General features: G+C 70.1%; 12 protein-coding genes. 4 read left to right on the top strand and 8 right to left on the bottom strand.

Annotated features, from left to right (window positions below; all coding sequences use genetic code 11):
• Positions 1–168: 168 nt before the first annotated feature.
• Together VHS75_RS16815 and VHS75_RS16810 are read right to left on the bottom strand one after the other, a co-directional pair.
• A complete protein-coding gene (locus VHS75_RS16815) occupies positions 169–372 on the bottom strand; it encodes a hypothetical protein (protein ID WP_329639768.1) in 204 nt (67 codons plus the stop codon).
• 51 nt (positions 373–423) lie between these two features.
• Positions 424–1,320: a LysR family transcriptional regulator gene (locus tag VHS75_RS16810; protein WP_329639767.1), complete on the bottom strand. Its 897-nt coding sequence runs from the start codon at positions 1,318–1,320 to the stop codon at positions 424–426.
• A 119-nt stretch (positions 1,321–1,439) separates the two neighbouring features.
• Between VHS75_RS16810 and VHS75_RS16805 the strand changes: the two genes are divergently transcribed.
• Positions 1,440–1,991 carry a carboxymuconolactone decarboxylase family protein gene (locus tag VHS75_RS16805; RefSeq protein WP_329639766.1) on the top strand — a complete coding sequence of 184 codons (552 nt, stop codon included), beginning with the start codon at positions 1,440–1,442 and terminating at the stop codon, positions 1,989–1,991.
• 61 nt (positions 1,992–2,052) lie between these two features.
• Positions 2,053–2,517, top strand: a complete 465-nt coding sequence (locus tag VHS75_RS16800) for a nuclear transport factor 2 family protein (protein ID WP_329639765.1) — start codon at positions 2,053–2,055, stop codon at positions 2,515–2,517.
• Positions 2,518–2,524: 7 nt separating this feature from the next.
• Here VHS75_RS16800 and VHS75_RS16795 read toward each other — a convergent pair whose 3' ends face one another.
• From VHS75_RS16795 to VHS75_RS16780, 4 genes are read right to left on the bottom strand one after another with little or no spacing between them, the layout of a single operon-like run.
• Positions 2,525–3,007: a DUF3429 domain-containing protein gene (locus VHS75_RS16795; RefSeq protein WP_329639764.1), complete on the bottom strand. Its 483-nt coding sequence runs from the start codon at positions 3,005–3,007 to the stop codon at positions 2,525–2,527.
• Entirely contained in the window at positions 3,008–3,793 is a 786-nt protein-coding gene (locus tag VHS75_RS16790) for a TIGR02186 family protein (protein WP_329639763.1), read from the bottom strand. It lies immediately after the preceding gene.
• Positions 3,793–4,713: a sulfite exporter TauE/SafE family protein gene (locus VHS75_RS16785; RefSeq protein ID WP_329639762.1), complete on the bottom strand. Its 921-nt coding sequence runs from the start codon at positions 4,711–4,713 to the stop codon at positions 3,793–3,795. The genes VHS75_RS16790 and VHS75_RS16785 overlap by 1 nt, the downstream gene beginning before the upstream one ends.
• A gap of 38 nt (positions 4,714–4,751) precedes the next feature.
• A complete protein-coding gene (locus VHS75_RS16780) occupies positions 4,752–7,586 on the bottom strand; it encodes a tetratricopeptide repeat protein (RefSeq protein WP_329639761.1) in 2,835 nt (944 codons plus the stop codon).
• Positions 7,587–7,751: 165 nt separating this feature from the next.
• On the opposite strand from VHS75_RS16780, the gene VHS75_RS16775 reads away from it, so the two are divergent.
• Together VHS75_RS16775 and VHS75_RS16770 are read left to right on the top strand one after the other, a co-directional pair.
• Positions 7,752–7,958: a hypothetical protein gene (locus VHS75_RS16775; protein WP_329639760.1), complete on the top strand. Its 207-nt coding sequence runs from the start codon at positions 7,752–7,754 to the stop codon at positions 7,956–7,958.
• 83 nt (positions 7,959–8,041) lie between these two features.
• Entirely contained in the window at positions 8,042–8,827 is a 786-nt protein-coding gene (locus VHS75_RS16770; RefSeq protein WP_329639759.1) for a hypothetical protein, read from the top strand.
• A 119-nt stretch (positions 8,828–8,946) separates the two neighbouring features.
• On the opposite strand, the gene VHS75_RS16765 is transcribed toward VHS75_RS16770, so the two are convergent.
• Positions 8,947–9,519: a DUF1579 domain-containing protein gene (locus tag VHS75_RS16765; RefSeq protein WP_329639758.1), complete on the bottom strand. Its 573-nt coding sequence runs from the start codon at positions 9,517–9,519 to the stop codon at positions 8,947–8,949.
• A gap of 156 nt (positions 9,520–9,675) precedes the next feature.
• Positions 9,676–11,361, bottom strand: a complete 1,686-nt coding sequence (locus tag VHS75_RS16760) for a bifunctional lysylphosphatidylglycerol flippase/synthetase MprF (protein WP_329639757.1) — start codon at positions 11,359–11,361, stop codon at positions 9,676–9,678.
• Positions 11,362–11,428: the final 67 nt, after the last annotated feature.

Raw genomic sequence — 11,428 nt, 5'->3', positions numbered from 1 at the left:
CGCTTTTCTCGCCCGCCTGAAGGAGAAAGGGGTGACTGTCCTCAAGACCGAAGACGGTGGCCCGACCGGCAAGTTCGCCTGGATACTCGATCCTGACGGCACCAAGATCGAGCTCTGGCAACCCAAAGCCAAGTGACCTGTAACCCTGGCCGCCGCGGCGTCCAGGCCTCAGACGTGGCCGGTCTTCAGCGCCTGGTCGAGGCAGACGGCGAGCGAGATGCAGGCCCCGGCGGTCAGGGCTGTCGACAGCCGCGGGTAGCGCGCGGGCACGTCCGGCGCCTGGTGGTCGAACAGCCATTGGACTAGGAAGGCCCCGATGCAGCCGCCGATGATCCAGCCGTCCGGGATCCGATGGCGCGAGAACAGGATCACCCTGCCCGGCGGCGGCGGCCTGGCCGTTTACCAGCCACGGCATGGGCGGCCCTAGACGGCGGCGCGGCTCAGCCGGTCGCGAAGCCGCTCGCCCGCGAAATCCAGAAAGGCGCGCAGCTTCTGCGGCATCAGTCCCTGCTGGGCGTGGATCAAGTGAACGGGCCACGGATCGGGCTCCGCGCCGCGTAACACCAGCGCCAAGGCGCCCGCCCCTACAGCCTCGGCGACCTGATAGGACAACACCCGCGTCAGCCCCGCGCCAGCGATGGCCGCATCGATGGCGGCTTCGGCGGTGCTGACGATCAGGCGCGAGCGGACCGGCGCCATGACGTCCGCCGCAAAGCGCCAGGCGGTCGGCGAGGACAGGCCCTCGAAGGTGACGCAGGCGTGGTCGCGCAGGGCCGCGGGCGTGGCCGGCGTGCCGTGGGCGGCCAGATAGGCGGGGCTGGCGCAGACCACCTGGCGCACCGCGCCCAGCCGGCGCGCCACAAGGCCGCTGTCCGGCAGGACCCCGAAGCGGATCGCCGCGTCGATGCGCTCCTCGGTGAGGTCGGCGGCGCGGTCGCTGAGGACCAGTCGCAGGCCGATCTCCGGATAGGCCGCCAGGAAGTCGTTCGCCACCGGCAGGACATGCAGGCGTCCGAACACCACGGGCGCGGAGACCGTCAGGTCGCCTCGCGGGGCGTTGTACTCGCCCGCGGCGGCGCGCTCGGCCTCCTGCATCTGCTCCAGGATCAACCGCGCGGCGGCGACGTAGGCGCGGCCGGCGTCGGTGAGCGTCAACCGCCGCGACCCACGCACCAAGAGCCGGGTCTTCAGGTGCGCCTCAAGATCGGCGATCCGCCGGCTGACCGTCGCCAGGGGCGCGCCCAGCCGCCGCCCCGCCGCCGACAGGGTGCCGGCGTCGACGGCCTCAAGCAGCACCGACATGGCCTCGAGCCGATCCATGGCTCCTCTCATAATATGGAAGGATAAGTTCCAAACCTAGCACCTGATCCCGGCGAGTAGAAGGTTCTAGGTTTGCGACATCGCGGTCATCAGCGCCGCTCCGGAACAAGGATCACCCCATGTCGCGCTTCCTCATCCCCGCCGCGATCGAGGACGCCCCCGCCGCCTCGCAGCCGCTGCTCACCGCGGTGAAGGCCCAGCTGGGCTCCGCACCGAACCTCTTCCGCCTGGTCTCGCTGAGCCCCGCGGCTCTTGAAGGCTACGTCGGGTTGATGGGCGCCCTCGGGAAGGGCGACCTGCCCGCCCCGACCCGCGAGCGCATCGCGTTGGCGATCGCCGAGGTGAACGGCTGCGACTACTGCCTGTCGGCGCACACCTATCTCGGCAAGCACCTGGCTAAGCTGGACGACGCGGAGATGACCGCCAACCGGTCCGGCGCGTCCAACGACCCCAGGGCCGACGGCGCTGTGCGGTTTGCCGTCGCGGTCGCCACCGCGCGCGGCCACGTGACTGAGGACGCACTGCAGGCCGTCAGGCTGGCCGGCTACGACGACGCCCAGGTAATCGAGATGGTCCTGCACGTCGCGCTGAACACCTGGACCAACTACATCAACGAGGTGGCCAAGACGGACATCGACTTTCCGATCATGACCGCCCGCAAGGCGGCCTGACCCCGCGCACTCGAGGCCGGTGGCGATCCTCCCGCCGCTGGCCTTTTCTAAGGAGACCTAGATGAACCGTCCCCCGCTGCCGCCTTTCACGCCCGAGACCGCCGCTCAGAAGGCGCGGATGGCGGAGAACGCCTGGAACACCCGCGATCCGGCGCAGGTGGCGCTGGCCTACACCCTCGACAGCCGCTGGCGGAACCGCACGGAGTTCATGGAGGGCCGCGATGAGATCGTGGCTTTCCTGACCCGTAAATGGGCCCGCGAGCTCGACTACCGCCTGATCAAGGAGGTCTGGGGCTTTCGCGAGAACCGCATGGCGGTGCGCTTCGCCTACGAATGTCACGACGCCAGCGGCCAGTGGTTCCGCAGCTTCGGCAACGAGCTCTGGGAGTTCGACGAGCAGGGCCTGATGCGCCGACGGATCGCCAGCATCAACGACATGCCGATGGCCGAGACAGACCGCCAGTTCCACTGGCCGCTCGGCCCGCGGCCCGACGATCACCCGGGACTCAGCGACTTCGGCTTCTGACCGCGCCTCAGACGTGGCCGGTCTTCAGCGCCTGGTCGAGGCAGACGGCGAGCGAGATGCAGGCCCCGGCGGTCAGGGCTGTCGACAGCCGCGGGTAGCGCGCGGGCACGTCCGGCGCCTGGTGGTCGAACAGCCATTGGACCAGGAAGGCCCCGATGCAGCCGCCGATGATCCAGCCGTCCGGGATCCGATGGCGCGAGAACAGGATCACCCAGGCGGCCACCGGCGACAGGACCGAGATCAGCAGGCGCTCGGGCCTGGGCTTCGGCCGGCCGCTCTCCAGGCCCCAGCGCACGCCGCCCAGGAAGGCCAGCACGCAACCCGACCAGTTGAGGATCACCGTCAGCGCCGGTCGCGCGACGTCGGCGGGGCCCCAGCCATAGGCGATAGCGGCCAGCGGAAACGGGGCGAGCGAACACAGCGCGATGATCCACAGCGCCGGCGGAATGGCGTCATAGCGGGCTGAAGCGTGCGGCTCGTCCGTCACCATTCAGTCTCTCCGAAACGCCGAAGACGCCGCCCAGCCGGCCGCGAGCGCGAAGGCCATGGCCGCCAGACCGTAGGACCATGGCCTGCGATGGGCCCAAAGGTAAAGACCGCGCTCGACGCCCACCTTCTCGACGGTCAGGGTCCGGTCCTTCTCCGCCACCGGCTGGCCGCCCTGGAACAGCAGGATGCGCACCTGGTACTGGCCGATGGGGGCTTCGGCCGGCAGCGGGATCTCAGCGCGGAACAGGCCCCTGTCGACGAAGCGGACGCCATGCTCGTTCACATCATAGAGATGGTCCGCCGTCTTGAGCCGCACCACCGCGTCGCGCCAGTCGAGGTAGTCGGCGCCCAGGCTGGAGACCACCACGTCGCGCACGCCATAGCGGGTCTCGGTGCGCAGCTCGGCCGGGGCGTGCATCGCCAGGTGGTCGACCCCCGCCTCCAGGCGGCGCAGCACGGCGAAGTGGGCGATGTCGTCAAGCGGGCGGGTGGAGGCGGCGATGTAGAAGCCCGGCGCGCCGTGGAAGACCACGGGCCGGCTGTTGATCCACACGCCGGCGATGCGCCGCTTCTTGGCGATCCGTACCGGCTGGTCGGGGCCGCGCACGATCACCACCACGTCGCTCGGCCGCCGGGCGGGATCGAAGACTGCGCCATAGAGCACGATCTGGTCGCCGCGGAAGTCGGAGTTCACCCGTACATTGGTCTCGGTCAGGGCCGCCGAGATGACGGCGCTCCCCGGTGCGGCCCCCATCGAAGGAATGGGCGGCGGCAGGGCGGCCGGCATCAGCCGTTCCCCGACATCAGCACGAAGGGTTCGTGCGGGGTGAAGAACAGGCCCAGCCCCATGCGCAGGCCGACCACGAGGACGATCAGCGCCAGCAGCGCCCGCAGCTCCTCCGCCCGGAAGCGCGACGAGGCCCGCGCGCCGAGCTGGGCGCCCAGCACCCCGCCGACCAGCAGCAACGTCGCCAGCAGGATGTCGACGGTCTGGTTTCGCCCGGCCTGCAGCACGCCGGTGATGGCGGTGGTGATGATGATCTGGAAGAGGCTAGTGCCGACGACCACATTGGCCGGCATCCGCAGGATGTAGATCATGGCGGGCACCAGCACGAAGCCGCCGCCGACCCCCATGATCGCCGACAGCACGCCCACGAAGGCGCCCAGCAGGATCGGCGGGATGACGCTGATGTAGAGCCGCGAGCGCGGGAAGCGCAGCTTCAGCGGCAGGCCGTAGAGCCAGGGTGGCCGGCGGTCGCGGTGCGGCGCGGCGGGCGCGTTGCGCCGCCTGCGCAGGATCGCGCCCACCGACTCCCAGAACATCAGCCCGCCGATGACGCCTAAGAAGATCAGGTAGGAGAGCGCCACCACCAGGTCGGCCTGGCCCAGCAGTCGCAGCCAGCGGAACAGCTCGACGCCAAGCACCGAGCCCACGGCGCCGCCCGCCGCCAGAACACCGCCCATGCGGAAGTCCACCGACCGCTTGCGGCCGTAGGAGATGACGCTCGACATCGACGATGCCGCGACGTGGTTCGACATGGAGGCCACGGCCACCGCCGGCGGAATCCCCAAGAACACCAGCACCGGCGTCATCAGGAAGCCGCCGCCGATCCCGAACATGCCGGAGATGAAGCCCACCAGGGCGCCCAGCGCCACCAGCAGCGGGGCGTTCACGGACACCTCGGCGATGGGCAGGTAGAGGTCCAAACGTCGCCTCTTTCAGCCGAGGCTAGCCGCCTGGCGGATCAACGCGAGAAGACGGAGAGCCGGGAAACGGTGGTGGGATCGAGCGCGCCGGTGGCCGCCAAGCCTTGATCGCGCTGATAGGCGCTCACCGCAAGCTTCAGGTCGCGGGACGTCGCGCCGTCGGGCTTGCCCTTGTAGTAGCCAAGGCGACCGAGGATCTTCTGGGCCGCGACGACCGAGGCGCCGTTGGCCGGCGTCGGCGCGCCGCCCGCCATCTCGAAGGCGCCGGCCTGGCCCTCGGCCAGGGCCAGCTGGGCGGCGGGGAGCGTCTTCTCCAGGTCGATCGCGCTGGCGCGCGCCTGGCTGTCGCCGGAGTTGGCCGCGATGGTGAACCACTTGTAGGCCTGGGCCAGATCGCGCGGCACGCCGGAGCCGGACTGATAGAGCAGGCCCAGGTTGTACTGCGAATCCACCAACCCGTGCTGGGCGGCCTTGGCGAACCACTGGGCCGCCGCGGCGGTGTCCTGCGGGCCGCCTTCGCCGCGGAAATAGTAGAGCGCCAGGTTGTGCATGGCGGTTGGCTCGCCGGCTTCGGCGGCACGCAGGGTCCAGCGGCGGGCTTCGGCGAGGTTCTGGGTCACACTGGCCTGGCCGGTCTCATAGAGCCGCGCCAGGAACATCTGCGCCGGGGCGTTCCCGCCATCGGCGATGGCCTTCAGCTTGGCCAGCGCGCCGGGCTGCTTCTGCTCGACCGCCGCGGCGACCTTGATGTAGTCGGCCCCGGCGGCGTCGGGCTGCGGCGCGGCGGCCGGCGCCGGCGGCGTGGTCGGCAGCGCGCGGGCCTGGGCGGCGGTCGTCGCCGGCGGCGCGGCCGGCTCCGGCGCCAGCGCCACGGCGGCGCGGGGCGTCTCGATGAACGGCAGGGCCTCGCGCGCGGCGTGGGTGGCCGCGGGGCCTTCCATCAGCACCACGCCGGCCGCGCCGACGCTCAGGAAGGCCGCGCCGCCGGCGACCATCAGCGCGGTCTGCCAGGTCGAGGCCTGCCGGGTTTTCAGGGCTCCGAACAGACCCCCAGCCCGCACCTGGCGCGGGCGGCGGTCGGAGCGCAGCGTCTTCGCCCGCGGCGCCGCGGCGGCCGCCCTGGCGGCGGCGCGGGCCTTTTCGATCACTTCGCGGGTGGAAAGCTGCGGCTTGGCAGGCGTCTCTTCGGCTTCGTCGAATTCGACGGCGGCCGGGATCGAACGGATGATCTCATCCGCCGCGGCCTCAGCCTCAACCGCGGGGACCTCGGTCTCGGCGTCCGCCTCGGACTCGGCGATGGGCGCGAAGCCGTCCGCCGGCGCGAAGGCGTCGACGTGGGCGAAGTCCTCGTCGCTGAACGACGGGTTGCTGGGATCGAGCGCCGGCTGACTGACCGGCTCGGCGCGGGAGAACAGCTCGGCGCCGAAGATCGATGGCGCGGCCGGCAGGTCGGTCCCGACCTCGTCCAGGCGTTCCGCGGCGATCGGCTCCGCGGAGGTTACGGCCGTAGGCTCCGCACTGAGCCGCGCGCCGGCGGCTTCCAGTAGCCGGGCGGTGCGTTCCTCGCTCTGGCGGATGCGTTCGGCCAGGTCGCTGGCGGCGCGCTCGTGACGCTGTTCGATGCGCTCGGTGACCTTGGCCACCTGCTCGCCGATGTCGTCGATCGCCTGGGCCGCGCGGCGTTCGGACTGGAGGATGCGGTCTGTGAGCCGCTCGGTGATCTTGCCGATCTCCTCGCCCAACCGCTCCAGCGCCTCGGCGTGCAGCTGGTCGGTGCGGCCCAGGCGGTTTTCCACCGCACCGGCGATGCGGGCGATCTCGCCGCCCACCTGTTCGATGGCCTCGGCGCTACGCTGCTCGGCGCTGTGCACCCGGCGGTTGAGGGTCTCCGCCATGGTCAGCACTTCGCGGCCCATGGCTTCGATCGCGTGGGCGGAGCGGGCCTCGGCGGCGGCCATCTGCTCGGCCATCTGGCCCAGGCGGGCCTCGACCGGCCCTGTCCCGGTGGCGGTCAGGCGCTCGGCGATCTCCGTGCGGGCGTCCTCCACCCGGCGGGTGAGATCGTCGGCCAGCGACGCCAGCCGATGGTCCATGTCGCCGCGCACGCTGCCGTCGGCGGCGTACATCCGCTGATCCAGCTGCACCAGGCTGTCGCGCAGGGCGTCCAGGGCGTCGCCCGTGCGGCCTTCGGCGTCGGCCAGCCGCTGCGCCAGGCGCGAGACGGCTTCTTCGATGGCCACGGCGGGGTCGGCGCCGGCCGGCGCGGCCGCCAGCCGGGCTTCCAGGTCCGAAAGGGTCGCGCGGGTGGTCTCATCCGCCGCCGCGACCTGACCGACCACGCGACTGACCTGCTCTTCCAGGAGCTTGATCGCCTCGGCGGAGCGCGGTCCGCTGAGCTCGGTCTCCATGCGGCGCATGCGCTCGGACGCGCGCGCCTGTTCGGCGGCCAGCTGTTCAGCGGCGGCGTCGAAGCGGGTGGCGACGGCCAGATGCTCGCGCTCGGCAGTCTCGATGCGCGCCATGGCGTGGCGCACCGAATGTTCGACGCCGGAGATGGCGAGGCCAGTGCGGGTCTCCGAGGCCTCGATGCGGTCAGTCAGACGATCCAGGGCGAACGCGATGCGCCCCAATTCATCAGGCCTGGCATTGAAAGTCGGCGACGACATGAACGGCTTTGGCGCCTCGATCGCGACCCGGTAAGGCCGCGCGCTGAAATGCTCCTCGGAGGTGACATCCTCCGGCAAGTCATCTTCTAGGATAACTCGGTTAAGCCATTCCCCCAGAGTCATGCCGGAACGCCGGGCAAGCTCCTTGGCGACCTCACGGGCCTTGGGATCGATCCCCTTGACGCTCCAGGGCGCCGCCGCCGTCATCGAATCGCCCTCCTGGACACAGTCACGCTAACACCTTGAATTGGGGTGTAAACGAAAGCCTAACGCTACATGTAGTGGTGGAGGGCTTTCATCTGTGGATGGAATTTCGGCGCCGAGGGCGGATGACTTCCGTTTGCCAGCCTGCCCTGCGATACGGCGTCGCAGATGGATATGCCGCTGACCTTGGGTCTTTCCGCGGGGCTTTTCGCCCTGGCCGCCTTCGCCGCCTGGCGCGGCGCGCGACCGCCCAACCCGCATCGCGGACCGCGTCTGGCGCCGTGGCGTTTCATCATGCTGCTGGCCGCCGCGGCCCTGATCTTCCTGCTCGGCCACGCCGTCCACATGCTGACCGCAGGCGCAGCCGGGGCCTGATCGGCCGCGGCGGCGGCGGCGTGGGTTACCGCGATTTCAGTGGACCCTGGATCGCCCAGGTCTGACCCTTGACGCGGCAATGAATGAGCTGGGGTTCTAAGGCGATGCGCACGATCACCATGGCGGCTCTGGCCGTATCGGGCCTGGCGCTCAGCGCCTGCATGCCGACCGTCAACTACAACGGCTTCACCTCGGCCTCGGCCGGCGGCGCGCCGCTGAAGGCGATCGCCGCCCTCGACTGTCCGGCGAACGAGGGCCGGCTGACCCGCACAGCCCAGGCGCCGGATGGCCGGACCTGCGACTACGAAGGCCGCGGCGGCGAGACGGTCCGCCTGAAGCTCGTCTCGCTCGAGGGCCGCTCGGCGCTGGACGCCATGGAGCCCACCAAGGCCGAGCTCCACGCCCTGATGCCGCTGCGCAGCCGTGCCCTACCCGCCGTGGCCGTCGAGGACGGCGCCGACCGCACCAGCGTCGACCTGCCGTTCTTCCATGTCCGGGCGGTCGGCGAGCGGGCCGACGTGAAGATCTTCGGGGTCAACATCCACAGCGATGGCGACAACGCCGACGTCACCACCCACCATGGCTCGACCCACACCGTCGTGCACGCCGGGGCCGACGGCGCGGAGGTGATCGCCGAGGACATCGGAAAGACCAACGCCTCAATGGTCTATGTGCTGGCCAGCGAACGGCGCGCGCCATCCGGCTATCGCGCCGTCGGCTATGTGGCCAAGGGTCCGGCGGCGGGCCCGCTGGTGGTCGGCGAGTTCCGCGCGGTCCACAAATCGGCCGATCACGGGGACTACCGCGACTACGGCGATCACAGCGACGGCGATATCGGCCGGCTCATCGACCGCAATGTGAAGGGTTGAGCGTCATATGCAGCTCAGCTGAGCTCTTGGGCGAGTCCGATGAGGAGCCCTTCAGGCGCGCGACAGCTCCCGTTCGAGCCTCTTCAGCAGGATGAAGCCGACACCGCCGTTGACCGATCCTAACCAATCCTCGTGAAGTCGCTGGTCCAGTTGGTCTCCCAAGTCTTTCCGCCGTCGGGCGAGTAGGCCTGTTCCCAATGAGCCGAGTTGCGGGTGATCTTCGACCAGATGAACCGCACCCTGATCGGTTTCCCACGTAGGCTGTCATCGCTATAGAAGGTTCCCACACCGTTGGCGAAACGGCCGACCAACGGCGGGTCAAGCTTGGCGGTCGGCGTGCGGCCATCGAGCCACCAGATCGCCCATTGCCCGGTCTTCGGATCATAGGCGCGCAAGGTGACGCCGCTGTAGGCGCCGCCCGGCTTGTTGAGGAACGTGTCGTCAGCATTGCCATAGCCGTTCATGACCGACCGCCAAGTCTGAGCGCCGTCGTATGCCACCCAGTCATGGCTACCCGCCAGCCGCTCCTTCAGAACCCGGTTTTGGATCTTCCATTTGCCGACCCGCAGGTCGAAGGCGTGCAGCCCGCTGAGGTCGGACGTCTGGGCCGCTTGAGCCGACGGTCCGGACGTCACCAAACCCAGCGCGACGATGACGGCGACGGCGGAGGCGAAGGAATGGCGACGCGTCATCGGAGTATCCTTGGGTACGCGAGGTCGGGACGAATGCGCGACCTACCAAGGCGCTGTTCCTAACCAGGCGCTGCTGCCACCCTAATGTCAGCATGGTCGGGCGCGACGACGGGAACCGGGCGGCGGCGCCCGCGCCGCCATCGTCTCGATCACGACCTAGGCCGCGGCGGACTCCGGCGCGGCCGTTTCCTTCGGCTCTTCCGTCTTCTTCGGCCGCTTGGAGAGCCCGGCGACGCCGCCCGACGACAGCAGGCCCACATCGGCCATCAGCCAGGGGATCGACCACTTGTGCGGCGCGGCGCAGTAGCGCGGCTGCCAGAGCGGGTCGTACTTGTCCTTGTACCGGCGCACGCCGCGGAAGTTGTAGATGTCCTCGCCGCGCTCGAAGAGCAGCCGGCCCACCCGCGACATCATCGGCGCCAGCGGCCGGTCGTCGAGGCCCGCCAGAGGGGCGATGCCGAACTCGAAAGCCTCATAGCCCTCGCGGCGGCCCCACTCGATGAGCTCGACAAACAGATAGTCCATGATGTTGCTGGGCGCCTCGTCGGCGTAACGCATCAGGTCCATGGAGAAAGCAGAGCGGCTGGCGGTGGTCCAGAGCGTGGCGAAGGCGACGATCCGGCCCTCCACACGCACCACTGCGATCGGGAACTCCTGCACATAACCCGGCCAGAAGCCGCCCATGGAAAAGCCCTTCTCGCCGCCCGCGTGGTGCGACAGCCATTCGTCAGAGATCGCCTGCAGGGTGGGCAGCAGCGCGGTGACCGCCTCGCCGCTCACCACCTCGAAGGTCGCGCCCGCCTCGCCCAGCTTGCGCCAGTTGCGGCGCGCGGCGCCCCGCTTGCGACCCTCCATCGAGAAGGTCTCCAGAGGCACGGCGGCGGTCTCACCCACCTTCTGGATGGCGAAGCCCATGTCGACGATCTCCGGCAGGTCGTCGGCGTTCAGGCCATGGATGCCGGGCCGCGCGGCGTGGCTGTCGGCCAGTTCGCGGAAGCGCCAGAGCAGTTCGCCGCGCTCCTCGCGCTTGCCCACCGGCGCGCCCAGCGCCACCCAGGATCGGCCGCGCACCCCGAACATCAGGAAGCTCTCGCCCGAGGCCGAGAACAGGAACCGCTTGTCGCCCAGCAGCGCCAGGTTCGAGCCCGGCTCGGCCACCTCGGCCTTGGCCAGGATGGCGCGCACGCGCTCGTAGTCGGGGTCGGTCTCGCCCACCACCGGCGGGGTCGCCGCGGAGACCACCAGGCGCCACAGGCCAAAGGCGAACAGCAGCAGGGCCGCGCCCGCCCAGGCGCGCATCGCCCGCTCGGCGTCGGCGTCGGCCATCACCCGCCACCAGGGCCGGTCCGCATAGTCGGAATGCTGGAACGACCACAGGCCGAGCGCGCCGGCGCCCACCACCGCGCAGGCCGCCGAGAACAGCCAGCCGGGCGTGATCTCCATCCGCGTCAGGCGCGAGCTACGGGGGAAGGCCCCGTGGAACGGCAGCAGCAGGACCGCCAGCGCCACCAGGGCCGCGGTCTCTTCCCAGTTGAAGCCCTTCAAGAGGGCCAGTGTCGCGCCGAGCAGCAGCGCGCCCAGCGTCGCGCCCCAGGCCGCATCCATCCGCGCCCGCAGGCCGAAGGACAGCAGCACCAGGGCCAGGCCCAGGATGGAGGAGAGGAAGTGGCTGGCCTCGATCAGATAGACCGGCGTGTACTGGATCAGCCGCATGAAGCGCACAGGCTCCGACGGCGTGGCGCCGGAGGCCAGCAGCATCACGCCCGCAGCCAGGGTCAGGATCGCCGCCGTCCAGGGCGCAAAGGCGAAGGCCGCGGGCCGAAGGTCTCTCAAGAATTGCATCCAGCCCCTTGGGGTCGGTTTCTGGGAGAGGGTCTATAGCCGATTTGATTGACGATTGTTGGCGGCC

The organism is Phenylobacterium sp., from assembly GCF_036264965.1.
GTDB lineage: Bacteria > Pseudomonadota > Alphaproteobacteria > Caulobacterales > Caulobacteraceae > Phenylobacterium.
This window is presented reverse-complemented; position numbering and strand designations above follow the sequence as displayed.

What these genes read in the sequence shown, in the direction of transcription:
- VHS75_RS16810 (WP_329639767.1), bottom strand. Translation starts at nt 1,320, where the DNA reads ATGGATCGGCTCGAGGCCATGTCGGTGCTGCTTGAGGCCGTCGACGCC.
- VHS75_RS16805 (WP_329639766.1), top strand. Translation starts at nt 1,440, where the DNA reads ATGTCGCGCTTCCTCATCCCCGCCGCGATCGAGGACGCCCCCGCCGCC.
- VHS75_RS16800 (WP_329639765.1), top strand. Translation starts at nt 2,053, where the DNA reads ATGAACCGTCCCCCGCTGCCGCCTTTCACGCCCGAGACCGCCGCTCAG.
- VHS75_RS16795 (WP_329639764.1), bottom strand. Translation starts at nt 3,007, where the DNA reads ATGGTGACGGACGAGCCGCACGCTTCAGCCCGCTATGACGCCATTCCG.
- VHS75_RS16790 (WP_329639763.1), bottom strand. Translation starts at nt 3,793, where the DNA reads ATGCCGGCCGCCCTGCCGCCGCCCATTCCTTCGATGGGGGCCGCACCG.
- VHS75_RS16780 (WP_329639761.1), bottom strand. Translation starts at nt 7,586, where the DNA reads ATGACGGCGGCGGCGCCCTGGAGCGTCAAGGGGATCGATCCCAAGGCC.
- VHS75_RS16775 (WP_329639760.1), top strand. Translation starts at nt 7,752, where the DNA reads ATGGATATGCCGCTGACCTTGGGTCTTTCCGCGGGGCTTTTCGCCCTG.
- VHS75_RS16770 (WP_329639759.1), top strand. Translation starts at nt 8,042, where the DNA reads ATGAGCTGGGGTTCTAAGGCGATGCGCACGATCACCATGGCGGCTCTG.
- VHS75_RS16765 (WP_329639758.1), bottom strand. Translation starts at nt 9,519, where the DNA reads ATGACGCGTCGCCATTCCTTCGCCTCCGCCGTCGCCGTCATCGTCGCG.
- VHS75_RS16760 (WP_329639757.1), bottom strand. Translation starts at nt 11,361, where the DNA reads ATGCAATTCTTGAGAGACCTTCGGCCCGCGGCCTTCGCCTTTGCGCCC.